At 44.5% G+C, this 26176-nt stretch carries 29 protein-coding genes and 1 riboswitch; of the genes, 10 read left to right on the forward strand and 19 right to left on the reverse strand.

Annotated features, from left to right (window positions below):
• Positions 1-18: 18 nt before the first annotated feature.
• Complete coding sequence (ytpA, locus tag NSQ16_RS15710) at positions 19-798, reverse strand: phospholipase YtpA (RefSeq protein ID WP_327837433.1); 780 nt, start codon at positions 796-798, stop codon at positions 19-21.
• Between the two features lie 48 nt (positions 799-846).
• Between ytpA and NSQ16_RS15715 the strand changes: the two genes are divergently transcribed.
• The gene (locus NSQ16_RS15715; protein ID WP_014477735.1) at positions 847-1362 is read left to right on the forward strand and encodes a gamma carbonic anhydrase family protein; all 516 of its coding nucleotides are present in this window, start codon (positions 847-849) and stop codon (positions 1360-1362) included.
• Positions 1363-1607: 245 nt separating this feature from the next.
• Here NSQ16_RS15715 and alaP read toward each other — a convergent pair whose 3' ends face one another.
• From alaP to metK, 3 genes are all read right to left on the reverse strand, one after another.
• On the reverse strand, positions 1608-2999 hold the full coding sequence (alaP, locus tag NSQ16_RS15720) for an alanine permease AlaP (RefSeq protein WP_003229105.1): 1392 nt from the start codon (positions 2997-2999) through the stop codon (positions 1608-1610).
• Between the two features lie 135 nt (positions 3000-3134).
• A complete protein-coding gene (asnB, locus tag NSQ16_RS15725) occupies positions 3135-5033 on the reverse strand; it encodes an asparagine synthase (glutamine-hydrolyzing) (RefSeq protein WP_004398625.1) in 1899 nt (632 codons plus the stop codon).
• 149 nt (positions 5034-5182) lie between these two features.
• The gene (metK, locus tag NSQ16_RS15730) at positions 5183-6385 is read right to left on the reverse strand and encodes a methionine adenosyltransferase (RefSeq protein WP_003223309.1); all 1203 of its coding nucleotides are present in this window, start codon (positions 6383-6385) and stop codon (positions 5183-5185) included.
• Positions 6386-6552: 167 nt separating this feature from the next.
• Positions 6553-6691, reverse strand: a riboswitch (SAM riboswitch).
• Positions 6692-6887: 196 nt separating this feature from the next.
• Here metK and pckA point away from each other — a divergent pair.
• Positions 6888-8471 (forward strand): phosphoenolpyruvate carboxykinase (ATP), encoded by a 1584-nt coding sequence (pckA, locus tag NSQ16_RS15735; RefSeq protein ID WP_014480627.1) that lies wholly within the window; start codon positions 6888-6890, stop codon positions 8469-8471.
• Between the two features lie 38 nt (positions 8472-8509).
• Here the strand turns inward: pckA and NSQ16_RS15740 are convergent, their stop codons facing one another.
• Together NSQ16_RS15740 and NSQ16_RS15745 are read right to left on the reverse strand one after the other, a co-directional pair.
• Positions 8510-8752: a DUF2584 domain-containing protein gene (locus NSQ16_RS15740; protein ID WP_339232291.1), complete on the reverse strand. Its 243-nt coding sequence runs from the start codon at positions 8750-8752 to the stop codon at positions 8510-8512.
• 51 nt (positions 8753-8803) lie between these two features.
• The gene (locus NSQ16_RS15745) at positions 8804-9577 is read right to left on the reverse strand and encodes a prolyl oligopeptidase family serine peptidase (protein ID WP_029318292.1); all 774 of its coding nucleotides are present in this window, start codon (positions 9575-9577) and stop codon (positions 8804-8806) included.
• Between the two features lie 152 nt (positions 9578-9729).
• On the opposite strand from NSQ16_RS15745, the gene NSQ16_RS15750 reads away from it, so the two are divergent.
• Genes NSQ16_RS15750 through NSQ16_RS15760 form a run of 3 tightly spaced genes read left to right on the forward strand, consistent with a single transcriptional unit; the run spans position 9730 to position 12316 of the window.
• Complete coding sequence (locus NSQ16_RS15750) at positions 9730-10734, forward strand: ABC transporter substrate-binding protein (RefSeq protein WP_061891030.1); 1005 nt, start codon at positions 9730-9732, stop codon at positions 10732-10734.
• Between the two features lie 12 nt (positions 10735-10746).
• The gene (locus tag NSQ16_RS15755) at positions 10747-11529 is read left to right on the forward strand and encodes an ABC transporter ATP-binding protein (protein WP_003229092.1); all 783 of its coding nucleotides are present in this window, start codon (positions 10747-10749) and stop codon (positions 11527-11529) included.
• Entirely contained in the window at positions 11504-12316 is an 813-nt protein-coding gene (locus tag NSQ16_RS15760; protein ID WP_014477740.1) for an ABC transporter permease, read from the forward strand. The genes NSQ16_RS15755 and NSQ16_RS15760 overlap by 26 nt, the downstream gene beginning before the upstream one ends.
• A gap of 27 nt (positions 12317-12343) precedes the next feature.
• Here NSQ16_RS15760 and ytkD read toward each other — a convergent pair whose 3' ends face one another.
• From ytkD to NSQ16_RS15775, 3 genes are all read right to left on the reverse strand, one after another.
• Positions 12344-12820: an RNA deprotection pyrophosphohydrolase gene (gene ytkD / locus NSQ16_RS15765; RefSeq protein WP_003229087.1), complete on the reverse strand. Its 477-nt coding sequence runs from the start codon at positions 12818-12820 to the stop codon at positions 12344-12346.
• 206 nt (positions 12821-13026) lie between these two features.
• The gene (locus NSQ16_RS15770) at positions 13027-13431 is read right to left on the reverse strand and encodes a holin family protein (RefSeq protein ID WP_076458298.1); all 405 of its coding nucleotides are present in this window, start codon (positions 13429-13431) and stop codon (positions 13027-13029) included.
• A 165-nt stretch (positions 13432-13596) separates the two neighbouring features.
• Positions 13597-14034 (reverse strand): Dps family protein, encoded by a 438-nt coding sequence (locus NSQ16_RS15775; RefSeq protein WP_003229083.1) that lies wholly within the window; start codon positions 14032-14034, stop codon positions 13597-13599.
• Between the two features lie 128 nt (positions 14035-14162).
• On the opposite strand from NSQ16_RS15775, the gene ytzI reads away from it, so the two are divergent.
• On the forward strand, positions 14163-14303 hold the full coding sequence (ytzI, locus tag NSQ16_RS15780; RefSeq protein WP_003229081.1) for a YtzI protein: 141 nt from the start codon (positions 14163-14165) through the stop codon (positions 14301-14303).
• On the opposite strand, the gene NSQ16_RS15785 is transcribed toward ytzI, so the two are convergent.
• Positions 14297-14734 (reverse strand): FixH family protein, encoded by a 438-nt coding sequence (locus NSQ16_RS15785; RefSeq protein ID WP_014480629.1) that lies wholly within the window; start codon positions 14732-14734, stop codon positions 14297-14299. The two genes, ytzI and NSQ16_RS15785, sit on opposite strands and share 7 nt — an antisense overlap.
• Before the next feature lie 119 nt (positions 14735-14853).
• A complete protein-coding gene (locus tag NSQ16_RS15790) occupies positions 14854-15327 on the reverse strand; it encodes an S-ribosylhomocysteine lyase (protein WP_003219361.1) in 474 nt (157 codons plus the stop codon).
• A 128-nt stretch (positions 15328-15455) separates the two neighbouring features.
• On the opposite strand from NSQ16_RS15790, the gene yidD reads away from it, so the two are divergent.
• Positions 15456-15683 carry a membrane protein insertion efficiency factor YidD gene (yidD, locus tag NSQ16_RS15795; protein ID WP_003229076.1) on the forward strand — a complete coding sequence of 76 codons (228 nt, stop codon included), beginning with the start codon at positions 15456-15458 and terminating at the stop codon, positions 15681-15683.
• Here the strand turns inward: yidD and NSQ16_RS15800 are convergent.
• Entirely contained in the window at positions 15680-16243 is a 564-nt protein-coding gene (locus tag NSQ16_RS15800) for a carbonic anhydrase (RefSeq protein WP_014477744.1), read from the reverse strand. The two genes, yidD and NSQ16_RS15800, sit on opposite strands and share 4 nt — an antisense overlap.
• A 93-nt stretch (positions 16244-16336) precedes the next feature.
• The gene (locus NSQ16_RS15805; RefSeq protein ID WP_014665094.1) at positions 16337-16585 is read right to left on the reverse strand and encodes a type B 50S ribosomal protein L31; all 249 of its coding nucleotides are present in this window, start codon (positions 16583-16585) and stop codon (positions 16337-16339) included.
• A gap of 205 nt (positions 16586-16790) precedes the next feature.
• Here NSQ16_RS15805 and NSQ16_RS15810 point away from each other — a divergent pair, with 205 nt between their 5' ends.
• From NSQ16_RS15810 to NSQ16_RS15820, 3 genes are read left to right on the forward strand one after another with little or no spacing between them, the layout of a single operon-like run.
• Entirely contained in the window at positions 16791-18122 is a 1332-nt protein-coding gene (locus NSQ16_RS15810) for a cytochrome ubiquinol oxidase subunit I (RefSeq protein ID WP_032726463.1), read from the forward strand.
• Positions 18123-18165: 43 nt separating this feature from the next.
• A complete protein-coding gene (locus NSQ16_RS15815) occupies positions 18166-19206 on the forward strand; it encodes a cytochrome d ubiquinol oxidase subunit II (protein ID WP_230488338.1) in 1041 nt (346 codons plus the stop codon).
• 53 nt (positions 19207-19259) lie between these two features.
• Complete coding sequence (locus NSQ16_RS15820; RefSeq protein ID WP_003229069.1) at positions 19260-19418, forward strand: DUF1540 domain-containing protein; 159 nt, start codon at positions 19260-19262, stop codon at positions 19416-19418.
• An 18-nt stretch (positions 19419-19436) separates the two neighbouring features.
• Here NSQ16_RS15820 and mntD read toward each other — a convergent pair whose 3' ends face one another.
• The 6 genes from mntD to NSQ16_RS15850 all read right to left on the reverse strand — a co-directional run bounded on the left by mntD (position 19437) and on the right by NSQ16_RS15850 (position 26170).
• Complete coding sequence (mntD, locus tag NSQ16_RS15825; RefSeq protein ID WP_076458300.1) at positions 19437-20324, reverse strand: manganese ABC transporter permease MntD; 888 nt, start codon at positions 20322-20324, stop codon at positions 19437-19439.
• Positions 20314-21621, reverse strand: coding sequence for a manganese ABC transporter permease MntC (mntC, locus tag NSQ16_RS15830; protein WP_230488339.1), 1308 nt, complete (start codon positions 21619-21621; stop codon positions 20314-20316). Before mntC ends, mntD begins: the two co-directional genes overlap by 11 nt.
• Positions 21622-21626: 5 nt before the next feature.
• Positions 21627-22379: a manganese ABC transporter ATP-binding protein MntB gene (gene mntB / locus NSQ16_RS15835; RefSeq protein WP_014480635.1), complete on the reverse strand. Its 753-nt coding sequence runs from the start codon at positions 22377-22379 to the stop codon at positions 21627-21629.
• Between the two features lie 18 nt (positions 22380-22397).
• Positions 22398-23318, reverse strand: a complete 921-nt coding sequence (gene mntA, locus NSQ16_RS15840; protein WP_029318300.1) for a manganese ABC transporter substrate-binding protein/adhesin MntA — start codon at positions 23316-23318, stop codon at positions 22398-22400.
• A 279-nt stretch (positions 23319-23597) separates the two neighbouring features.
• A complete protein-coding gene (menC, locus tag NSQ16_RS15845) occupies positions 23598-24713 on the reverse strand; it encodes an o-succinylbenzoate synthase (RefSeq protein WP_106073706.1) in 1116 nt (371 codons plus the stop codon).
• The gene (locus NSQ16_RS15850) at positions 24710-26170 is read right to left on the reverse strand and encodes an o-succinylbenzoate--CoA ligase (protein ID WP_106073707.1); all 1461 of its coding nucleotides are present in this window, start codon (positions 26168-26170) and stop codon (positions 24710-24712) included. Before NSQ16_RS15850 ends, menC begins: the two co-directional genes overlap by 4 nt.
• Positions 26171-26176 lie beyond the last annotated feature (6 nt).

Below are 26176 nucleotides of genomic sequence, written 5' to 3' on the forward strand. Positions count from 1 at the left end.
CATGCACCCCCTACTAGTTCAAATATATTGATCAGTAAACGCTCTTGCTGCTTTAAAAACATCTTCTCTCTCGGGTTCATTGAAGATCTCATGGTAAAGCCCTTCCCACTCTCTGTATACTTTATTATGAGAAGCAACACCATTAAACCACTTGATGACCATCGTTTTGTCAACAAGCTTGTCATCACCGGCTTGCATCACAAGAAGCGGAACTTTCAAAAATGCCTCTGTCGGCACCATTGCCGATTCAATTGTCTTTAAAAGCTCTCTGTACCATCTGACAGAAACTTTCCTGACGTATAACGAATCATTTTGGTCAGCTTCGATGACGTCCTCATTGCGCGTCGCCATATCAATTGATAATCCCGAATCAACCTTAAGTGACGGAGCGATGACATTCAGGCCTTTTGATGCAAGATCAAGCGCTTTATTCACTTTAATTTGCAGTCCGAGACACGGTGATGATAAAATAATTCCCGTAATCCGGGGATTTCTTTGCTGTTTAACCCATTCAATCGCGACCAGACCGCCCATGCTGTGACCTAGAAGAAAAACCGGAAGATCAAAGGTTCGCGCTTTATCTATCCAAGCATCTACTTCATCAATGTATTCTTGAAACGAGCGAATATGCCCTCTCGCTCTTGTCGTTGTTCCCTGTCCAGGCAAATCGCCCATGACAACGTGATAACCCGAAGACCGCCACATTTCAATCAGCCATTTATATCGTCCGTGATATTCACTTGCCCCGTGAATGATTACAATCACTGCAACAGGTCTGTCTGCTTTCCAGGTCCACATGCTCTTCACCTCATACGAAATTTAAATAGAGAAAGAAGGATGAATCTTATGATCTACCCTTATAAGGAACACAAGCCAGATATCCACCCAACAGCCTTTATAGCTGATAATGCAACAATTACCGGTGATGTCGTGATCGGAGAACAGTCCAGCATTTGGTTTTCTGTTGTCATAAGGGGAGATGTTGCGCCGACCAGAATCGGAAACAGAGTCAATATCCAAGATTTAAGCTGCCTCCATCAAAGCCCGAACAAGACGCTACTCATTGAAGATGACGCCACGATAGGCCATCAGGTTACACTTCATAGCGCTGTTATCCGCAAGAACGCCTTAATCGGCATGGGCTCAATCATTTTAGACGGAGCCGAAATTGGCGAAGGCGCTTTTATTGGTGCCGGCAGTCTTGTCCCGCCTGGAAAAACCATTCCGCCTGGCCATCTCGCCTTTGGCCGCCCTGCAAAAGTCATCCGCCCTTTGACGGAAGAAGACCGAAAAGATATGCAAAGAATACGGTCAGAATATGTAGAAAAGGGCCAATATTATAAATTTCTTCAACAAACATAAGACCTGCTTCGTCTTACTTTACCATTTTTCAAATTATATTTGAAAGCAATAACCATCGTTAACCCGGACGTCATAACAGTTCGGGTTTCGATTTTTCCATAAAACGTTCACATATAGCATGAAACGTATGACTTTTATCTTATCACAAAACTGTAAACAGCCTCTGCAAAAACACATACCTATTCTTTCCTGTTCTCTATTTTCTATGAGCACACACAAAAAGAGCCCACTGGGAGCTCTTTTTGTCAGCTGATATTTCGTTCGCTGGCAGCAGCCGCATTTTTTTTATGAAACCCTTTTCCATAGTACACAGCCAGCAAGATGAGAAACCATATCGGCCCGATAATCACGGCTACTCTTGTATCAGGGCTGTAAGCCATAAGAATGACGACGAATGCTAGAAATGCCAATGACACATAAGACGTAAACGGAAATAAAGGCATTTTGTACTTTAATTGTTTCTTTTCTTCCGGCTTCAAACTTTTCCTGTATTTTATTTGAGAAAGCAAAATGATTGCCCACGTCCAAATCGCTCCGAACGTCGCAATACTTGTAACCCAAGTAAATACCTTCGCAGGGACAACATAGTTTAAGAGCACTCCGACTAATAAAGCCCCCGCTGAAGCCAGAACAGCTTTACCCGGGATGCCGCCTTTCGTCAGCTGACCGTATGCTTGTGGCGCCTCTTTCTGTTCCGCCAAGTTAAACAGCATCCGTCCTGTGCTGAAAATACCGCTGTTGCATGAAGACAGCGCGGCAGTCAACACGACAAAGTTAATGATACCTGCGGCCGATGGAATGCCCACTTTTTGAAATGTGAGAACAAATGGGCTTCCCTGAGAGCCAATTTCCTGCCACGGATAAATAGACATAATGACGAATAAAGCGCCTACATAAAAAATCAAAATCCGCCAAAATACTGTATCAATTGCTTTGGCTAACGATTTTTGCGGGTTTTTCACCTCGCCAGCCGTCACCCCGATCATTTCAATCCCTAAATAGGCGAACATGACCATTTGAAGAGACAATAGAACCCCTTTTAAACCATGAGGGAAAAATCCTCCGTTATTCCACAAATTGCTGATTCCGGTGGCAATGCCCCCATTGCCGACTCCTGCAATAATCATCAATAAACCGACAGCAATCATGGATAAGATCGCAACAATTTTAATCAATGCGAACCAAAATTCCAGCTCACCGTAAGCTTTGACAGCCAGGAAATTAACACCCGTCATAATGACCAGCGCCGATAATGCCCAAATCCAGTTTGGCACGTCAGGAAACCAGAACCCCATATAGATACCGACAGCAGTAATTTCGGCCATACAGGTGACAACCCATAAAAACCAGTAGTTCCACCCTGTTAAATAGCCTGCAAGCGGTCCCAAATAATCACGCGCATACCTGCTGAAGGAGCCTGCGACCGGTTTTTGAATGGCCATTTCCCCAAGCGCTCTCATAATAAAAAACATGACCAGGCCGCTTGCGGCATACGCTACCAAAATACCAGGCCCTGCTAATTGAATAGCTGATGCGGAGCCGAGGAACAACCCTACTCCTATAGCAGCTCCTAAAGACATTAAAGAAATATGCCTTTCTTCGAGTCCGCGGTGCAGCTCTTGTTTTTGTTTTTGCATGCTTCTTCTCCCCTAGAAAAAAATATCATTATATCATTTTTCTGAATATTCCGTACGGATTGGGTAAATCAATGATGATGGAGAAATAAAAGGATAACAACAAGGCTTTCGACTACTCGAAAGCCTTGTTGTCTGTTACACAAAGATGACTTCTTTAGGCTGATGGCTCAGCTCTTCAGGCATATACCGTTTTTCAATATTGATGCTGTGCCAGATCATAAAGATTAGCACAGTCCAAATTTTACGGCTGTTATCAGCCTTGTCCGCACAATGGTCTTCAAGAAGCTGAAGGACATAATCCTTATGGATATAAGCATCCGTTTGGCTTTCTTGAATAATATTCCGCACCCATTCGTTCATTTCGTTTTTCAGCCAATGACGGATCGGTACAGGGAAACCAAGCTTTTTGCGGTTTAATACGTGCTCAGGCACAATTCCTTCAGCGGCTTTGCGAAGAAGATACTTCGTCGTGCCGTTCTTCGTTTTCAGCTCATCAGGAATTTTTGAAGCGACGTCGAATACGACTTTATCCAAGAACGGCACACGCAGTTCCAAAGAATTCGCCATCGTCATTTTATCCGCCTTTAACAAAATGTCGCCGCGCATCCAAGTGTGGATATCGACATACTGCATTTTGTTGATATCGCTGTACGAGCTGCTTTCTGTAAAGTAAGTCTTCGTCACATCGCGATATGAAAGGTTCGGATTATAATGCTTCAACAGCTGCTTTTTGACAGACTCTTCAAAGATTTTCGCGTTACCGATATAACGATCCTGAAGCGGAGTACAGCCGCGCTCAAGCAGGCTCTTTCCTCTCATACCTTCAGGCATAACGGCAGCAACGTGCAGAAGCATCTTTTTCAGGCCGGACGGAATGCGTTCAAACGGTTTAAGCGAAAGCGGCTCACGGTAAATGTTATATCCGCCGAAGAGCTCATCCGCTCCTTCACCTGATAAAGCAACCGTTACATGTTTTTTCGCTTCTTTTGCAACAAAGTACAACGGAATCGCTGCCGGATCAGCAAGCGGGTCATCAAAATGCCATACGATCTTCGGAAGCTCATTCATGTATTCCTCAGGCGAAATGACTTTGCTGATATTTTCGATGCCCAGCGCCGCTGCAGTTTCTTTCGCTACATCAACCTCACTGAAGCCCTGCTGTTCAAAGCCGACAGAGAATGTTTTTAAGCTTGGATGAAATTCCTTCGCAACAGACACAATAAAGGAAGAATCAATCCCGCCAGACAGAAACGAACCGACAGGAACGTCACTTCTCATATGAACGTTTACAGAGTCATAGATCGCGTCTCGGACTTCTTTCACAAGCTTGTCTTCTTCAGTCTGAACCGGCTTGAAGTTCGCTTTGAAATACGTTTTGAATGTGATATCGCCGTCCGGGCGGATTGTGAATTGTGAACCCGGCTCTACTTTTTTCACATGGGCATCAAGCGTGCTTGGTTCAGGAACAAATTGGAAAGACATGTACTGCTGCAATGCCTCTTTATCTATTTCAATATCATTCTGAGCAACCATTAAACTTTTTCTCTCTGAGGCAAAATAAACCTGATCATTGATTGTTGTATAGTACAACGGTTTAATGCCGAATGGATCTCTTGCTCCATAAAGCACATGATCGTTTTTATTCCAAATCAGAAAGGCAAACATACCGCGCAGTTTGGACGCCGCTTCTTCTTTATAGTGACGGTAAGTCGCAAGAAGAACCTCTGTGTCCGAATCCGTGTTGAATGTGTACCCCTTTGCTTCAAGTTCTTCTCTCAGTTCAATATAGTTATAGATTTCTCCGTTAAAGATAATCCAATATGTTTCATCTTCATATGATAAAGGCTGTCCGCCATTTTCTACATCAATAATGCTGAGCCGTCTGAATCCGAAGCCGACGTGCTCATCATGGAAATATCCATCACTGTCAGGACCGCGGTGAACGATCATTTGGTTCATTTGTTTGATTAGTTCTTCTTGATCAGCGGTTTGAGCTAACGGATGCTTGTTAAAAACCCCGACAAATCCACACATAGTATTGCCTCCATAATTAAAATTGTCATCATTGAACCCCTATTTATAGACGCTGTGAATAGTATTTGGTTTCACAGTTATGTAAAAAAATAAACATGAATACAACGATAAAAAAGGGAAAGCCGCTTAACCAGTAAGCGGCTATAAAATTATTCTCCTAACGCTTCTTTACGCAGCTGCTCCGCTTTGTCTGTGCGCTCCCAAGGAAGGTCAACATCGTGACGTCCAAAGTGGCCGTACGCAGCAGTTTGTTTGTAGATCGGACGGCGCAAATCAAGCATTTTGATAATGCCGGCAGGTCGTAAATCAAAGTTATTGCGAACAACTTCAATCAGTTTTTCCTCAGAAGCTTTTCCGGAACCGAATGTGTTGATTGAGATTGACACAGGCTGTGCAACACCGATCGCGTAAGCAAGCTGTACTTCGCAAGAATCAGCAAGCTCAGCCGCAACGATGTTTTTCGCAACGTATCTTGCCGCATAAGCTGCAGAACGGTCTACCTTCGTCGCGTCCTTACCTGAGAACGCGCCTCCGCCGTGGCGTGCATAGCCACCGTACGTATCAACGATGATTTTGCGTCCTGTAAGTCCCGCATCCCCTTGAGGGCCTCCGATTACGAAACGTCCTGTAGGGTTGATGAAATATTTTGTTTCTTCATCAATCAGCTCTTTAGGAACAACCGGATTGATTACATGTTCTTTAATGTTGCGCTGAATTTGCTCAAGTGTAATTTCAGGATGATGCTGAGTTGAAATCACAATCGCGTCAATGCGGACTGGTTTGTTATTTTCATCGTACTCAACCGTTACCTGTGTTTTGCCGTCAGGGCGAAGGTACGGAAGAATATCTTCTTTACGGACTTCACTTAGGCGGCGGGCTAATTTATGGGCAAGTGAAATTGGAAGAGGCATAAGCTCTTTCGTTTCGTTGCACGCATAACCGAACATTAATCCTTGGTCACCCGCACCAATCGCTTCAATTTCTTCGTCGCTCATTGTGCCTTCACGGGCTTCAAGCGCTTGGTCTACGCCCATCGCGATATCAGCAGACTGCTCATCAATTGATGTTAAAACCGCACAAGTTTCCGCATCAAATCCGTATTTTGCACGTGTGTATCCGATTTCTTTAATGGTTTGGCGAACCGTTTTCGGAATGTCAACATACGTAGAAGTTGTGATCTCTCCGCTTACAAGAACCAAACCTGTTGTCACAGATGTTTCACAAGCAACACGCGCGTTAGGGTCTTTCTTTAAAATTTCATCTAAAATGCTGTCAGAAATCTGGTCACAGATTTTATCCGGATGCCCCTCCGTAACAGATTCTGATGTAAATAAACGACGATTTTTACTCATGATTTGCTTCCTCCTGCACAAGGCCTCCCGAAAGACCTTGTATATATGATACGGAACTCGCTCCCTCTTATACAATGTACAGTTATATTAGAGAATGTTAATTGGCATATTTATGAAATAAAAAAACCTTTTCCATCGAGGAAAGGGTTTGGTCTTTGTGCCTTTCACTCTTATCGCTCAAGGAATCATACAACCTTGCAACAGGTTAGCACCTTGGTTGTCTCACTCAGTTGAACATAATAAATAACAGAGAAACCGGTTGCTGGGCTTCATAGGGCCTGTCCCTCCGCCAGCTCGGGATAAGAGTATCCGCTCAATGAAATATCTTATCGTAAAAGGGTTTGCAATGTCAATATGATTCAGAAGAAATAGGCACCTATATTGAGGGAAAACAATGGAAATGCACACACAAAAAATAATAAATAGTATAGACTATTTGAAAATATATGTTATACTAATTCACAATTAGCAAAACACAAAAAACGATAAAGGAAGGTTTCATATGAACTCAGTTGATTTGACCGCTGATTTACAAGCCTTATTAACATGTCCAAATGTGCGTCATAATTTATCAGCAGCACAGCTAACAGAAAAAGTCCTCTCCCGAAACGAAGGCATTTTAACATCCACAGGTGCTGTTCGCGCGACAACAGGCGCTTACACAGGACGCTCACCTAAAGATAAATTCATCGTGGAGGAAGAAAGCACGAAAAATAAGATCGATTGGGGCCCGGTGAATCAGCCGATTTCAGAAGAAGCGTTTGAGCGGCTGTATACGAAAGTTGTCAGCTATTTAAAGGAGCGAGATGAACTGTTTGTTTTCGAAGGATTTGCCGGAGCAGACGAGAAATACAGGCTGCCGATCACTGTCGTAAATGAGTTCGCATGGCACAATTTATTTGCGCGGCAGCTGTTTATCCGTCCGGAAGGAAATGATAAGAAAACAGTTGAGCAGCCGTTCACCATTCTTTCTGCTCCGCACTTCAAAGCGGATCCAAAAACAGACGGCACTCATTCCGAAACGTTTATTATTGTCTCTTTCGAAAAGCGGACAATTTTAATCGGCGGAACTGAGTATGCCGGTGAAATGAAGAAGTCCATTTTCTCCATTATGAATTTCCTGCTGCCTGAAAGAGATATTTTATCTATGCACTGCTCCGCCAATGTCGGTGAAAAAGGCGATGTCGCCCTTTTCTTCGGACTGTCAGGAACAGGCAAGACCACCCTGTCGGCAGATGCTGACCGCAAGCTGATCGGTGACGATGAACATGGCTGGTCTGATACAGGCGTCTTTAATATTGAAGGCGGGTGCTACGCTAAGTGCATTCATTTAAGCGAGGAAAAGGAGCCGCAAATCTTTAACGCGATCCGCTTCGGGTCTGTTCTCGAAAATGTCGTTGTGGATGAAGATACACGCGAAGCCAATTATGATGATTCCTTCTATACTGAAAACACGCGGGCAGCTTACCCGATTCATATGATTGACAACATCGTGACTCCAAGCATGGCCGGCCATCCGTCAGCAATTGTATTTTTGACGGCTGATGCCTTCGGAGTCCTGCCGCCGATCAGCAAACTGACGAAGGAGCAGGCGATGTACCATTTCTTGAGCGGTTACACGAGTAAGCTTGCCGGAACCGAACGTGGTGTAACGTCTCCTGAAACGACGTTCTCTACATGCTTCGGCTCACCGTTCCTGCCGCTTCCTGCTCACGTCTATGCTGAAATGCTCGGCAAAAAGATCGATGAACACGGCGCAGACGTTTTCTTAGTCAATACCGGCTGGACCGGGGGCGGCTACGGCACAGGCGAACGAATGAAGCTTTCTTACACTAGAGCAATGGTCAAAGCAGCGATTGAAGGTAAATTAGAGGATGCTGAAATGATAACTGACGATATTTTCGGCCTGCACATTCCAGCACATGTTCCTGGCGTTCCTGATCATATCCTTCAGCCTGAAAATACGTGGACCAACAAGGAAGAATACAAAGAAAAAGCAGTCTACCTTGCAAATGAATTCAAAGAGAACTTTAAAAAGTTCGCACATACCGATGCCATCGCCCAGGCAGGCGGCCCTCTCGTATAAAAAACAAAAGCCAAGAGCAATTATGCTCTTGGCTTGTTTTAATTGACGGAATGCAAAGAAGTCAGCTTGTATGTAATGATGGTCCGGCCTTCTTCCCATTGAAGCTTCTGCACTTCAGCTGTGCCTGACTTTTCGCCAAACTTTGTTTTGCGTACATCCATTGGAATCTCCATCGCATATACTCGGTATCCGTCCTTCTCTAACGTGAATATATTTTCATCTATGCGAACTTCTTTTCCTTTTGTCACAATCAGTGTATTAAATTCAACAGGCATTCCCAAAGTGAAATCCCCTTTCGTTCTCTTTTTTCTTTATCATAACATATTTCACTGTCAGCGGTTTTTCATCCATTGTGTGAGCTGCCGCACGATACGCCGGTTTTCTTTTGGCGGGAAATAATGTGTGAATGTACTGTAGTACCATGTCTCCACCGGCTTATGCAGTTGTTTTAGCTTCTCTTCAAATAAATAGGAATGCTGAATCGAAACATTTTGGTCTTTTTCTCCATGGATTAACAGCACGGGTGCCTGAATTTTGTTTACTTGGTCAAACGGTGTCCTCCATTGATATTCCTCAGGCACCTTTTTCGGTGTTCCGCCGATGACTCTTTTCATCATTCGCCGCAAATCCTGCCGCTCCTCATATGTAAGAATCATATCACTGACGCCTCCCCAGGAAACAAATGAAGCTGCCTGCCCGCCCATTTCGATCGCAGTGAGCATTCCCATAATTCCGCCGCGGGAAAAGCCGAAGATATGAATTCTGTCCTTCTTGACATTTGGGTGCTGCTGAAGCAGGCGAAAAGCAGAAAATGCATCCTCCCTGTCTTCTCCGGCAAAATCCTCATTGCCTTCTCCTCCTTGATTTCCTCTGTAAAAAGGAGCAAACACCACAAACCCTTGGGATGCAAACTGGATAATCCGGCCCGGCCGAACCATGCCCACGCTTTTAATCCCGCCGCGCAAATATAAAAATCCGTCATATTGTCCCGGTTCCGCCGGCTCAGCCAGAAGCCCCTTAACCCGTAATCCATTTGACAGATAGCAGATCGTATACAAACGCACATGCTGGCTTGGCGACGGAAATCTTCTTTTCTCTACAATCAAAACAGCCGCCTCCTTTTTTTTCTATATGCTTTCCTTACTCCAAAATTACATCCGGAGAACCTGGTTAGGCATTCACACATTTTTATACCCATCATACGATATGTAAAGCAAAAAAGGATATTAACTTGATGTGAAATAAGGAGGTTGTCTATGTGAACAGATGGTTAAGGCTGGGCTTCGCCTGTGTCGGCAGTATCTTTCTGATGTTCGCCCTGGCGGCTTGCAAGCAGGAAGAAACGCTCACCAAAGTCAAAGTAGCTGAAGTGACCCATTCAATTTTTTACGCACCTTTATATGTTGCTGAGTCTAAAGGTTTTTTTAAGGAAGAAGGGCTTGATGTCGATGTGAATACGACCTGGGGCGGAGACAAAACGATGACATCGCTTCTTTCCAACGGCTCCGACATCGCGCTTGTCGGGTCAGAAACATCTATTTATGTCGAAGCGCAAGGGGCTAAAGATCCCGTCATTAATTTCGCCCAGCTGACTCAGACAGACGGAACGTTTCTTGTCGCGAGAGAAGATGTTGAACACTTCGACTGGGATCAGCTGAAAGGAAAAACGTTTCTCGGCCAGCGAAAAGGCGGCATGCCGCAAATGGTCGGCGAGTATGTGCTGAACAAACATAAGATTGACCCGCATAAGGATATAGACCTCATCCAGAACATAGACTTCGCCAATATTGCCAATGCGTTTGCTTCTGGAACCGGTGAGTATGTACAGCTCTTTGAACCGCAGGCTTCTCTCTTTGAGAAAAAAGGCATCGGCCATATCGTGGCTTCATTCGGAGAAGAATCAGGAGAGGTTCCTTATACGACTTTTATGGCGAAACAAAGCTATTTGAAGAAAAATGAAAGCACAGCCGTAAAGTTTACAAAAGCCATTTATAAGGCGCAGCAGTGGGTTGAAAATCATTCTGCGAAGGACATCACAGATGCCATTAAAGATGAATTTGATGATACCGACCCAGACGTCATCGAAACATCCATTGAACGCTATAAAAAACAGCATTCATATTCGCCAGACCCTCTGCTTAACGAAAAAGAATGGGAGCTTCTCCAAACCATTATGGATCAATCGGGAGAACTGCCGAAGCACATTCCATACAATCAGCTTGTAAATAAAGAAATTGCTGAAAAAGTCACCTCGGAGAAATAGGAGGCGCCATCTATGTCTTTCTTACATGTCGACCATGTAACCCATACTTATTTTTCTATTAAAGAAAAAACAACGGCTGTGCGGGATATTCATTTCGATGCCGAAAAAGGCGATTTCATCTCATTTCTCGGCCCAAGCGGCTGCGGAAAAACAACACTGCTTTCCATTATTGCCGGTTTGATTGAGCCATCAGAAGGCAGAGTTCTGATTGAAGGCCGTGAGCCGAATCAAAAAGAACATAATATTGGCTATATGCTTCAGCAGGATTACTTATTTCCCTGGAAATCTATCGAGGAAAATGTGCTTCTCGGTTTAAAAATCGCCGACACACTGACAGAAGAAAGCAAAGCCGCTGCACTCGGTCTATTGCCGGAGTTCGGCCTCATAGATGTGGAGAAAAAATATCCGAAAGAGCTGTCAGGCGGGATGCGCCAGCGGGCTGCGCTTGCAAGAACACTTGCGCCTAACCCTAGTCTGCTTTTGCTGGATGAGCCATTTTCCGCGCTTGATTTTCAGACAAAGCTGTCTTTAGAAAACCTGGTATTCCGCACATTAAAGGAATATCAAAAAACAGCAGTGCTTGTCACTCATGATATAGGGGAAGCGATAGCGATGAGCGATACGATCTTTTTATTTTCAAATCAGCCGGGTACCATCCATCAGATTTTTACCATTCCTAAGGAATTGGCCGCAATGTTGCCTTTTGACGCCCGTCAGGAACCTTCCTTCCAGACACTGTTTCAAACGATATGGAAGGAGCTGAATTCTCTTGAGAAACAGCAAAGAAACCATTGATCTGCTTCACGAGCAGTATCAATTCAAACAGAAAAAGGAAAAGTGGAAGGTCCATTCCTTTCAGCTTGCCATATTTATTCTCTTTTTCTCGGGCTGGGAAACCTCCAGCAGGCAGGGCTGGATCGATCCGCTGATCTTCAGCTCTCCCTCAGCTGTGTGGCGATTATTGCTGGAGAAACTTGGTGACGGTTCTTTACTGTCACACATCGGCGTCACTTTATTTGAAACGGTGCTTGGCTTTTTGCTTGGGACGTTTATGGGCACGTGCCTCGCCGCTTTGTTATGGTGGTCTAACCGACTTGCCAGAATTTTAGATCCGTATCTTGTGATTTTGAATGCAATGCCGAAAGTGGCCCTAGGCCCGATCCTGATTGTCGCGCTCGGTCCCAGTTTTATCAGCATCATTGCGATGGGAGCCATCATCAGCGTCATTATCACAACCATCGTTGTCTACACCGCCTTCCAAGAGGTCGACGAAAACTATACGAAAGTCATGAAAACATTCGGCGCAAAAAAGTGGGTTATTTTTAAAGAAGTCATACTGCCTGCATCTTCCCCCGCGATTATTTCAACACTAAAAGTGAACGTCGGTTTATCATGGGTTGGCGTCATTGTAGGGGAATTCCTCGTTTCGAAGGTCGGATTAGGATATATGATTATTTACGGATTCCAAGTCTTCAATTTTACACTCGTCTTCTTAAGCCTGCTGATCATCGCCATCTTCGCCACTCTGATGTATCAGGGCGTCGAGCTGCTGGAAAAGAAATGGACGAAGGGGAGGACATAAAAAAACCCGGCATATATGCCGGGTTTTTTATTCAATCCATCCAGATTCTTTCAGTTTTTTCAAGCTGATCGGAAGAACGGAATCCTTCATAATAAAGCTGAATTTTTTATTGCGGGATAGGTTCTCCGGTAGCTCGTGAAACAAAACCGGGCCTTTCGTTTCAAAGTAATCAGCCTGCTTTTCAAGCTTTTCTATATCTGCAAAATATATATTTTTTACAATCACTTTTTCTTTTCCGAGAACTTTATACTGTCCGAGATACTTGAGGCTTTTGACTCTCGCGCCCGTCTCTTCCTTTACTTCCCGGAGCGCAGCCTCTTCTGCGCACTCCATCGGCTCTACTTTCCCGCCTGGAAACTCATAGCCTCTGTCCTCATGTTCTGTTAAAAGCCATTTGCCGCCAAAACGGCAAATCACCCAGACATGCTTCGGGCTGTCCGAGAAAGGCTGATCGTCAAAGGAAAGCTGAACAGTATTCTGATAATAATCTTTAAACTCGTACATGTTTATCCCTCAAATCCGTTCCTAGCTATCTTCCATACATCATACCACAGTTACGTTTCTTCGGAAGCCTTTTATCAAAAAATAAGGGACCCAGCACGCCGTCAGGTTCTGCATGCAGACTAGCTCGTACAGTTTTTTTGCGATACTTTTGCCGGAAAGTGCGACCGGCGCTCTGGGCTTTATTATGACCCGCGAACAGGGAAAAGTTACGGTTTGCGCTTAAATTTATTTTTTAACGTTTCTAAAAGATCGACAAGCATCTGAGGAACCGGTATGCCAAGAGAACTGGCTGTCACAACAATTTGCACAGATTCATAAAGAATATAAAACATAATAGCCAAGTCACGAATTGATCCCTCTGTATTCAGCAGCTGATCAAAAAAGTGGCATACAGAGATCAGAGCCAGCGTGACTAATTTTTTGACAAGCCGGGCAAATACCTTTTTAAATGACAGTTTGTGAATAATGGTTTCCTTCAAAGTCGTACTGATAAATTCAATTGCCATAAGAGAGAGCAAAATCAGAAATGAATACTGAAAACCTCCAAAGAAAAAACCCGCTGCTGAAACGCTGACTGCTATTAACGAAAAGATGCCAAAGTCTCTATCCATTTATCCCAACATCCTTTCACAGAAACGGCCTTACGATATTCTATGGAAAACAAGCCGAACGGATTGGATTTTTCAGAAAAATGGACTGGTTGTCGCCTATTTTTCAGATACAAAAAGAAAAGCCGGACGTCTTTTTTAAGACATCCGGCCGTTCTTTTTTTGGACTTAACCTAGGTAAGCTTTTAGCATCCAGTTATGTTTTTCAATATTTTGATGGATCGCAAGAAGCATGTCCCCTGTTGTTTCGTCACCGACTTCATCAGCTAAATCCATGCCGTTTTTCAGCTCTTCCGCGATGACTGTGAAATCATCATATACGCTTTGAACCATTTGTTCAGCTGTTTCATTTCCAGCCGCTTCTTTGACAGAAGCCGTTTCTAAGGATTCCTTCATTGTTGCAATCGGTTTTCCGTTCAGCGCCAAAAGACGTTCTGCTAAGTCATCAATATAAGTTGCCGTTTCGTTGTACAGCTCCTCAAACTTTTCATGAAGAGTGAAGAAATCTTTTCCTTTCACATACCAGTGATAATTATGTAGTTTCACATACATGACCGTCCAGTTGGCTACTTGTTTGTTCACTGCTTGAATCAATTGTTCTGACATGGTATCTCCTCCTTGTTATATGACTATGTATACCCTTAATATCGTACGCTAAAACCTCTTTTTTACCCTTATCTGTCACGATTTCTTCTATTATGCTACAATTGTTAAAAAACGGGAGGTGGAATGTCATGACGCTTCTCATTACGATAAGTATTTTGATTGTGCTGGCTGTTTTGCTTGTAACCATTTGGACGACTGTAAAAGCCTATAATGTAAAGCATACCATTGATCCACCACAAGAAAATCACTCTGATTCACACAATCAATGATGATGTGAATGCTCCTCTTCTGACTGATTGCTGGCAGCATCGGCGTCTCCGACTTGGACTTTTAAGGTCGGCATGCTATGCTGTTTTTTTGCTGTGACATGGGATTGGACAGTGTATACACCATCTTCCTTAAACGTCGTTTCCAATCGGTATACGCCTTTTTCTTGTTTCGCCTTAAACATTTGGCTTGCGTCTTTTTCCCCTTCTTTCCATACTTCAAACTCTACTTCATCGGCATCCGTCACAGCTTCATCACCATATGATACGGCTGCTTCATAAGCAGCGCTTTCTCCGGGATTTACTTTTTCAGGCCCGGTCAGCTTGACATCCAAAACCTCGGGCGTCTCAGCTGTATTTGCTTTGCTTTCACCAGATCCGCATCCATTAAGCAAAAAAGCAGAAAAAAGCAGAACAACCAACATCTTTTTCATGCCATCACCCTTTCATCGTTTACTTAAATAGTAGCAAACGCTTACAGCAAATGGTACACAAAATATGAGACGTCACAAAAAAGACCTTTTTGCTTAAGCGCAAAAAGGTCCTTTCTATTTTAGCCAAATACTTTTAGCAATTCTTCTTTATCCTGTGAAAGCCAGAAACGCATTAAACGTTTAGCACCTTCCAGATCATGAAGCTTCGCTTGGCCGCACTGCTTTTCATTCGCAGCTGGTATTTCTGTAATCTCTACCGCTTCCTTCATTGTGTCTTCAAGCAGATCAACGATTTCCGCTGATGTCGGCTCTCCGCTCACAACTAGATAATAGCCTGTCTGGCAGCCCATTGGAGAAATATCAATGATATCAAAATGATCGTATTTCTCAGCGTGAGAACGAATCGTAAACGCGAGCAAATGCTCGAGTGTGTGAATGGTGTCAGGCTTCATCGCCTGTTTATTTGGCTGGCAAAAACGAATGTCAAATTTATTTACAACGCCGTCTGTTCCCACTTTATGCACGCCGCAATGTCTTACATATGGAGCAACAACCGCATTATGATCAAGCTCAAAACTTTCTACTGAAGGCATAATGGCACTCTCCCCTTTTTTAAAAATGTAATTTCATTATAACATACTTTTCCGATAAGAATTATTGATTAACTTTTCAATCTGTGTTTTTTTTCTTATACTTGCATCAGAAAGGTTGCTGAAGAAACATGAAAACCCTATTCATCGCTCTGATCAGAGGATATCAAAAATTCATCTCGCCCCTGACACCGCCAACGTGCCGCTTTTATCCGACCTGTTCCCAATATGGAATCGAAGCGATTAAAACACATGGCGCTTTAAAAGGCGGATGGCTGACAATCAAACGGATTTTGAAATGCCACCCGTTCCATCCGGGAGGAGTCGATCCCGTTCCTGAAAAGAAACAAAAACATTAATTGTTATAGCCGTTTACGATAAGATCCAGTTTTCCTGTTTTAGGATCAATGACTAAGCCATGGACCGGAACGTTTTCCGGGAACAGCGGGTGATGTTTAATAACGTCTACGCTGTCTTTCACACTCGCTTCCACTGAATCAAAGCTTTTAAACCATTGATCAAAGTCTACACCGGAGTACTTTATTGTTTCGATGCGTTCTTCCGGAATCCCTCTTGCTTTGATTTTTTCAAGCATGCTTTTGCTGCTGATTTTGCTCATGCCGCAATCGTGATGCCCGATCACACACACCTCATCTGCATTCAGCTCGTACACTGCGACGAGTAAACTTCTCATGATGCTTCCGAATGGGTGTGTCACAAGCGCACCGGCACTTTTAATGATTTTCACATCACCGTTTCGCAAATTCATCGCATGCGGCAGCAGTTCAACCAGACGAGTGTCCATGCAAGAAAGAATCGCCATTTTTTTATCTGGAAATTTTGATGTTTGATACTTTTCATACTCTCTTTGTTCAGTAAATGTCTTGTTAAATTCAAGAATATCATTTAGAAGACTCATGTTCGTTGTCCCTTTCTATTCTTTTTACTCTTCAATATATCACAACCCTTGTTTATTCGTCATAATAAAAAAAGACAAACCCTCTGGTCTGCCTTATTTCCCCATGTTATAGCGTTTTTTGAACTGCTCAACTCGTCCGCCTTTTTCATTGAATTTCTGGCGGCCTGTATAAAACGGATGCGTGTCAGAACTTACCTCTACTTTAATGACAGGATATGTGTTTCCGTCTTCCCACTCTGCTGTTTCATTAGATGTTTTCGTAGAGGTGCTGAGAAAACGGTAGCCGCTGTTGACATCCTGAAATATCACTTTGTGGTTCTTCGGATGAATTCCTTCTCTCATGTGTATCTCCTTTCAATAAATCGTAATAATTACGTTTTATTTTATAACCTTACAAACGTTTTGTCAATCTTCTTATATCCTTCCCTCTGTTTTCGCATCGTAAACCTCATGGCATTTAAGAATAGGAAGAATAATCTAACCGAGGAAGCAAATAATAAACCCAAAATACATACAGAACGTCTTTTTAGAAAGGTGGTTTACGATTGTGGATGATTTAGTTTTGGCCAGAAGCCTTTTTGGCACGACGATGGGCTTTCATATCATTTTCGCAACACTTGGAGTCGGTCTGCCGCTCATGATTTTAGTGGCGGAATTGATCTATCAAAAAACGAAAGATGACCATTATGCGATCATGGCGAAAAGATGGACGAAAGCACAAGCCGTTTTGCTGGGGGTCGCCATACCGACCGGAACGATCGCGGGCACTCAGCTCGCGCTTTTATGGCCGGGATTTATGGAAGTCATCGGCCGGGTGATGTCCCTGCCATTTCAAATTGAAATCTATGCTTTTTTTGTTGAAGCCCTATTCATGTCGATTTATGTATACGCTGCAGACCGTTTGTCACCTGCAATGAGGATTGTTGCTGTTTTCTTTGTGTTAGTCGGGGCAGCAGCATCCGCTGTTCTGATTACGAATGTTCACGCTTTTGAAGGAACGCCCGCCGGTTTTAAAATTTTAAACGGAAAAATTACAGATGTTGACCCGTGGGCTGCGTTTTTTAATCCTAGCTTTTTTATCACTGCCGGCCATGTCGTGCTGTCCGCGTTTATGACCGGTGCGTTTATCGTGGCTTCTGTTGCGGCGTATAAAATGATCCGGACGAGGAAAAAGGAAAAGGTCTATCGCTTTCACCGGAAAGCCCTTTTGCTCGCCCTGACGATCGGCGGTATTTTTTCATTGCTGACCGCTTTGAACGGACACGAATCTGCACAGATGCTGTACGAATACCAGCCCGAAAAATTAGCCGGTGCGGAAGGCCTGTTTGAAACAAGATCCCACGCCCCGCTCGCTATCGGCGGTTTTACCGACCCGAATGAAGAAAAAGTAAAATGGGCTATCGAGATTCCATGGGCTTTAAGCTTTTTGGCAGCGAACCGTTTTGACACTGTTGTAAAAGGATTAAATGCATTTCCGAGAGATGAATGGCCGCCGCTTTTCATTCACACGCTGTTTAATGCGATGGTCGGTGTAGGTATGCTGCTTATTCTTTATTCCATTATCGGAGTGATCTGGAGAAAGGTGCTCAAGAAAGACCGTTTCCCAACGTGGCTTTTGGTCATTTTCATGACAGCAGGCCCTTTTAGTCTCATCGGCATTGAATTCGGCTGGATTTTCGCATGTACGGGGAGGCAGCCTTGGGTCATCTATCATCTGCTGAAAACGTCAGATGTCGTAACAACGACTGGCTCGATCGGGGTGCTGTTCTTATTTTTCACATTTGTTTATGCCGTGTTAGGCGCAGCTGTTGTCTACGTGCTGCTGTATTATTTCCGCAAGCACCCGGTTGACGAAGATTTAAATACAGCGGAGTCGTAATGGCTCCGCAAACAGGAAACCAAATGGAAGGAAGATCGTACAAATGGAGATTTCAACTGACGCTCTGATCGCCATCTCAATTATCTGGGGCTTTGTGTTTATTTATGCCGTCATGGCCACGATGGATTTTGGAGCTGGATTTTGGTCTATGATCTATTTAAACAAGGAACACATGAAGGCCACCGATATTGCGAATCGCTTTTTGTCCCCGACTTGGGAGGTCACAAATGTCTTTATTGTAGCCATCGTCGTGGCGCTTTTCAGTTTTTTCCCCGGCGCTACATTTGTGCTCGGCACTGTTTTATTAATTCCCGGAAGCATGATTTTGCTGCTTTTAGCGATTCGAAGCGGATTTCTCGTTTTTTCAAATACAGCAAAGGAGCGGAAAACGCTAAGATATATTTCCGGCATCTCCGGCTTTATCATTCCTGCTATTTTAATTTTGGTGCTTCCTGTGACACACGGAGGGTTTATAGAAAAAGCAGATGGAATCTATAACTTAAATATGTCTAAAATCTTTTCAAGCCCCAACGCCTATTCATTTATCGGGTTTGCGATTTTAAGCACCTTATTTTTGTCCTCGCTGCTGCTTGCAGATGTTTCAAATGTGGCAGAGGAACAGGATGCGTACCGAGCCTACAGAAAAAGCGCCCTGATTACCGGCCCGATTTCACTGTTGTTTGCTGTATGCATCATGGTGACAATGCGGAATGAAGCAAACTGGCTGTACAGCGGAATGATGAATGATTTTACTTGGATTATTGCATCGTTCATTACATTTGTCATTGCTGGAATCGCCCTTTTTCTGCCTAATAAGAGCTTTGGACAAAACATCGGAAAACCGCGGCTTGCACTTGTCGCGATTGGGATACAGTATTTTCTCGCAAGCTACGCGTACGGGCGGGCGCATCTTCCGTATATGATTTATCCCGATGTGACAGTCATGTCAGGCTTCACAGAGCCAGCAACGTTCAGAGCGCTGTTTGCAACGTATATCGTTGCATTTATCATTCTATTTCCGGGCTTCTTTTTCTTCTGGAAAATGTTTATGCGAGATAAACGCTATATCCGCCAGGAGGAATAGAGGGCAAGCCAGCCGGCTATACTAATCCAGAACCTTTATAAGGAGGGGATGGCATGGAGCAGAAAATTCTATGTGAGGTCAACAACTGTTCTTATTGGGGCAAAGGTAACAAATGCACCGCTGATGCCATTTATGTTGTCAGCCATACTGGTGAAACGGCTGAAAACAGCCGGGAAACAGACTGCAAAACGTTTAAGCCGCATGATTTGTAATTAAAAGAAAGAGCTGCGTCAGCCAGCTCTTTCTTTTTGCATGTTGAGTGTTCTCAGCTTTTTAGTTATGACCCCGTTTGCAGGTGAAAACAAAAAGGCGCTTGCATAACATACACCTGTCATGGCCGCCATCGCTCCTGAAATCGAAACATTAAGCCACGTTGCGAAGAAATAGCCCATGACCGCCGACAGCCCGCCAATCAACGCGCTGAGAATCAGCATATAAAGAAGCCGGTCTGTCAGCAAATGTGCCGCAGCAGGCGGAACAATCAGCATGGCCACAACCAATACAGCACCCACCGAATCAAAGGAAGCAACAGTCGTCAGGGACAGCATGCCCATTTGCACATAATGAATGAGCAAAACCGGTATTCCCAAGGCTAAAGCCATTTGAGGATCAAACGAAGCGATTTTAAACTCCTTATAGCACACACTGATCAACACTACGTTTAAAACCAGAACAGATGCCAGCATCCAAAACGCTTTCGGCCCAATATCAACCCCGAATACCGTCATCGTATTCCACGGCACAAAAGCGATTTCTCCCATTAACGAGTGCTCAATATCGAGATGGACATTCGCTCCATACACAGAAAGCAATATAACCCCGATTGCAAATAAAGATGTAAACACAACTCCTATGGCAGCATCTGATTGAACCCCCTTGCTATGAAGAAGCTGAACCAAGAAAGCCGTTAACAGACCGGTTGCGGCTGCGCCGATAAACATAGAAATCCCGTCGAGACTTCCCGTCACTAGAAAAGCGCCGACAATGCCAAGCAACACTGTATGACTGATTGCGTCGGCCAGCATCGCCATGCTTCTCAGCACAAGAAATGTGCCGATCAATCCGCAGCTTACACCGACTAATACACCGGTAGCTATAATCCATGCTTCAAAACTCATTTGCGATCTGTCCCTTCTCGGCATCATGAGACGCTTTTCGACGCTCAGGCATCCGTCCATACAACTTTAAGAGTGAATAAAGCCGCTCTCTCGTTTCTCTCGGTAAACGGTCCGGGTCAAAGTAGTCCTGATCGGATTCTATATTGGCAAGTTCCATTTCATGCATGAGATACACTTCATACATCCGCTGCTTCAAAGCTGTGTGATAGCCTTTTTCTATCCCTTTGCTTGTGATTTGCCAAATCCCATTTTCGATACGCTCAATGCACCTCTCTTGTTCCAAGTCATTTAATGCCTTAAGGCATAATGAAGGGGATAGGCGTCTTTTCTTTCTTATACTTTCAACTGTTACACAAAGATTATTCTTTTCATACTGTTCATAAATCTCCAAAAGCACTTGCTCCCTGCTTGTTCTGCGCCGCAGCCTCATCAGCCTTATGGCTTTAGCAGCCAACCCCCGCTTAGGCGCGCAAATCATTGAAAAAAGAAAGAGCATCGTTGCAGATAAGATCATTAATGGCCCTGTCGCCATTCCCTTCATCGTGGTGCTAAGCAGGGTTCCGGCCGCGCCGCTGACCCCGCCTGTAATCCCGGCAATGACGATCATCCCGGTTAACCGTTCGGTCCAATATCTCGCGGTTATGGCAGGTGTAATCAGCATAGCCGCCATTAATATCACACCAACAGTCTGAAGCCCAATGACGACAGCACAGACAATCAGACAAGCCAAAAGCCCGTTTAAAAAACGCACCGGGATTCCTAATCCCTTTGCAAACGCGAGATCAAAAGTAATCAATGTAAATTCCTTAAAGAAAACAATACATAGGAGCAGCAGAGCAGCGGATATTCCTGCAATAAGGATGATATCCTGCCTGACCAATGAAGCAGCCTGGCCGAATAAAAAAGAATCAAGCCCGCTTTGGCTTCCCGCCCCCTGTTGCTGAATATATGTCAGCAGAATGATCCCGACGCCAAAAAACACAGAAAGAACAATCCCGATCGCCGAGTCCTCCTTTGTTTTTGAAAGCCGAGGAATCAGCTGAATACAAAACGTTCCGAGCAGCCCGGCGAGCGCCGCACCCAGCAAAAAGAAAGGCAGTGATTTTTGCCCGGTGAACAGAAAAGCGAGACACACTCCCGGCAGAGCTGAATGGGCCATCGCATCGCCGATTAAACTTTGCTTTCTCAGCAGCACAAAGCTGCCCAAAACACCGCTTGCCGTCCCGAGCAAAAGCGTACCGGCCAGCACCCACTGTGTATTCGGATGCTGGAGCTGCAGCCACAAACTTTCAAACATTGCGCTCACTCCTTATGTCCTTCTGCCAGCACTTTATCTTTTAAAAACGTAAGCCTTCCTCCATATGTTTTTTGCAGGTTTTCGATCGTAAAAACGTTTTCCGCCGGTCCGAAAGCGATTTTTCTTAAATGAAGCAGTAAGATCCAATCGAAATAATCCTCGGCGGTCTGCAGATCATGATGGACGACAAGCACGGTTTTTCCTTTTTCTTTGAGTTCTGCCAAAAGCGTCATAATCGCGCGCTCCGTCGCTGCATCGACACCTGCAAACGGTTCATCCATAAAATAAATGTCAGCGTTCTGGCAGAGTGCCCGGGCAAGAAACACCCGCTGTTGCTGTCCGCCTGACAGCTGGCTGATTTGCCTCTTTGCATAATCAAGCATCCCGACTTTTGCTAATGCGGCCTTCGCCATCTCCACATCCGCTTTCTTTGGCCTCTTTAATAAACCGATTCTCCCGTATCTTCCCATTAGGACGACATCGAGCGCGCTTGTGGGGAAATCCCAGTCAACCGAGCCGCGCTGCGGAACATATCCGATTCTGGTCCGCTGATCCTTATAGTCTTTGCCGTAAATAGAGATATCTCCGGAAGCTCGGGGCACGAGACCGAGAATCGTTTTGATCAAGGTTGATTTTCCCGCGCCGTTTGGGCCAATAATGCCAATGAGTTTTCCTTCCGGCACCTGCAGCGAAATGTCCTGCAGTACAGGCTTTTTATGATAAGCAACCGTCACATTATCAAGCTCAACAGGGAACATATCCTCCACCTCTTTTCTTTATTTAAGCGCTTTAGTAATCGTGTTGATATTGTGGCGGAACATTCCTTCGTATGTGCCTTCTTTTGTGCCCTTTTCACCCATGGCATCCGAATAAAGCTGACCGCCGATTGTGACTGTATGGCCTTTTTCTTTAGCGCCTTCCACCACTGCATTGATTGATTTTTCAGATACACTGCTTTCTACGAACACAGCTTTTATTTGTTTTTCTGTCAGAAGATCAACCAGCTCCTGAACATCCCTTAATCCATAGTCCGAATCTGTGCTGAGTCCCTGCAGTCCTTTTACCTTAAATCCATACTCATTCCCAAAGTACGCAAACGCATCATGAGCAGTCACAAGCACACGGCTTTTCTCCGGAATATGTGCGATCTCCTTACGCGACCACTTATCTAAATATTGCAAATCTTCTTTGTACTCTTTGGCATTTTTCCGAAAGGCATCTGCGTGCTGAGGCATTGCTTTGCTGAATTGCGCTTCAATTTCATCCACCGCATAGATCCATAACGGAATGCTGAACCAGACGTGGGGATCAAACGTCTTGCCTTCCCCCGCGGGAATAAGCTTATTTTTCGGAATGGCCTCAGCTACTGCCGCCGATTGTTTTTGTTCGCCGATTTTTTGGAGGACATCCTCCATTTTCCCTTCCAAATGCAACCCGCTGTACAGAACAACATCGGCAGACATTAATTTTTTCGTGTCACCTTGGGAAGCTTTGTAAAGGTGCGGATCAACCCCCGGTCCCATTAAAGAGGTGACTTTTACATGCTTACCTCCGATGTTTTCTGCTGCATCGGCAATTTGAGATGTTGTCGCTGTCACTTGTAATTGCTGATCAGCGCTTTTTCCGGCTGAATCCGTTCCGCATCCCGTTAAAGCAAAGGTCGCAAAAAGTACTGCTGCCATCAGCCCTCGTCTCATATTTCTCCTCCTCTTTGCCATCAATGTCCGATTGTTTTATCTTATGTTGTCAGTTCTTAGACATGTGACATTAAATTAGCCAAAAGCATGTTTTATTTACACAGGACAAAAAGTTTCCTTTGTGCAAAATTATCGCGTTTGGCCATTTTTGTCAAGCTGATTTACATAAAAAAACCGGCTGGGTCAGCAGCCGGTCCAAACGAGAAGGGATGTATTCAACGAACACTTTTACTGTAACAGCACAGTGTCATTTATTCAAAATAGCAAAATGCTTTTTTCTTAACCATGCTGTGTGAAAACATCCATTTTGGTCACATATTTTCGCATAATGTCTTGGTTTACCTCAACTCCTAAACCAGGCTGTTTTGACACAGAAATAAATCCATTATCAATACGAATATCAGGAGTTACAATATCTTCATCCCAATAGCGTGAGGATGAAGATATATCGCCAGGTATTGTGAATTGAGGCAGTGAAGCAAGCGCCACGTTCTGCGCTCTTGATATGCCTGTTTCCAGCATTCCGCCGCACCAAACCTGCATATGATGCTCTTTGCATAAATCATGAATTTTTAAAGCTTCTGTTAAGCCGCCGACACGAGAAGGTTTTATATTAATAATTTTGCAGCTTCCTAGCTCAATTGCCCGTCTCGCATCATCAACTGAACAAATGCTCTCATCAAGGCAAATGGCCGTTTTCAAATGTTTCTGCAGGTGGCGGTGGTCAACGATATCGTCGGATTGAAGGGGCTGCTCAATCATCATTAAATGGTAGTCATCAAGCTCCTTTAAGCGGCTGATATCCTTCAGTTCGTAAGAGGAATTGGCATCGGCCATAAGCGGGATGTTTGGGAATCGGCTGCGGATGGCCTTGACCAATTCCACATCCTGCCCAGGCTGAATTTTAATTTTTATTCTTTGATAACCTTCTTTTTGATAGCTCTCTATTTCCTTCAGCATATCGTCAAGAGGCGCCAGTCCGACTACCACGCCGGCAGGGACTTTATCTCTTGTTCCGCCCAATGCCTCAGCAAGGGATATGCCCTTCTTTTTGGCATAGATATCCCATACAGCCGATTCAAGTCCCGCTTTTGCCATCCGGTTTCCTTTATAACGCGCCAGGCTGTCCGGCACTTCTGAAGGATGATTGAATTCACGGCCGACGACATTTGGGATAAAAAAATCTTTTAGCATATGCAAACATGTTCCAATGGTTTCCTCGGTGTACCAAGGCGAAGAGAAAGCGGAAACTTCTCCCCAGCCTGTGACACCTGATGTATCAATGGCTTCCACGATCAGAAATTTACGCTCTTGAAGCGTTTCGATACTGTTTTTAAACGGTTTCTTTAAATTCATGCTCAAATGGTAAAGCGTGATTTTTTCTATTTCGATCATAGCAGTTCTCCTTTACGCGCATCCTTCAGCTGTTTTCGCAAGAGCTTATTAGACGCATTGCGCGGCAGGCGGTCAAGCACAAAGAATTTTGCCGGAATTTTATACTTCGCCAAGCGTTCTTTGCAGTAGGCAGTCAATTCTTCTGCGCTCACAGGCTTGTGAAGGACAAGATAGGCATGAGGCACTTTCCCCCATTTTTTGTCCTCAGCCCCTGAAACCCCGGCTTCGGCCACAGCGGGATGTGAAAGCAGCACTGACTCCACTTCGGCCGGATAAATGTTTTCTCCGCCGGATATGATCAGATCTGAACGTCTGTCTAATACATATAAAAAGCCTTCGCTGTCCAAATAACCAAGATCACCTGTTTTCAGCCAGCCATTTTGAAAAGAGGCTTCGTTTGCGCTCTCCCGGTTAAAATAGCTTTTCATGACATTCGGGCCTTTGACCATGATTTCACCGTGTTCAAACGGTTCACATACCTGTCCGTCCCGCTCTATTTTGATTTCACACGAAAACAGCGGTTTCCCCGCAGATCCGAGCTTTTCCATACTGAATTCCGGCGACAGGGTAACAATTTGCGAGCATGTTTCTGTCATTCCATATGACTGAAAGACAGGGAATCCTTTCTCACGGCATTCCTCAAGCAATGGCAGCGGTGCAGGGCCGCCGCCGAGAAGAATGCATCTGATGGATTCAGGGCAGCGGTTTGTTTCTTCCAAAAGACTGGCCAGCATAGTCTGCACCGCAGATATCATTGTCACTTCATGCCTGTTGATAGAATCCAGCACATCGCTTACGGAAAAACGCTGGTGAAGCACGACAGTCATTCCATAGATCACAGATTTAAATAATGCGGACAATCCGCTGATATGAAAGAGCGGCAATGCGATAAGCCAGCGGTCTTGTTCTGTTATACCCAAATTAAGAGCGGACGACACCGCACTGAAATAATGGTTTCCGAACGTTTGCTGAACTCCCTTGGGCTTTCCTGTCGTACCCGACGTATACATCAGCGTTGCCGTTGCATCCATTTGCATATAAGCCTGGATCTCAATTTCCTCTGCTGCTTCTTTCATCAGTTCATCCACATCAATCGTTTGAACGATGTGTTCATATTCTTTCTTCTCAAAGCTTGAATCTGTCAATAAAAAGCCGGATCCCGAATCCTCCAGCTGAAACAGCCTTTCATGTGTTGACAGCTTCGTATTCAAAAGCACCGCCTTAACACCAAGCAAAAAACAAGCGTGAACGGCGTATACCATTTCCGCACGGTTTTGGAGCAAAATAGCCGCAGTATCCCCTTTCCGAACCGAATGAGCGGCAAGCTGTTCCGCCATTCGCTTAGATGCGGCAAATAATTCTGCAAATGTCACGGTTTGGTCTCTATAAATGAGAGCGATTCTCTCAGGTGTCAGCTGTGCCCGCTGCATGAGCCAGTTGGGCTGTTCTGTCAGCATGTCATC

It is taken from the genome of Bacillus sp. PS108 (genome assembly GCF_037963335.1).
Classification (GTDB): Bacteria; Bacillota; Bacilli; order Bacillales; family Bacillaceae; genus Bacillus; species Bacillus subtilis.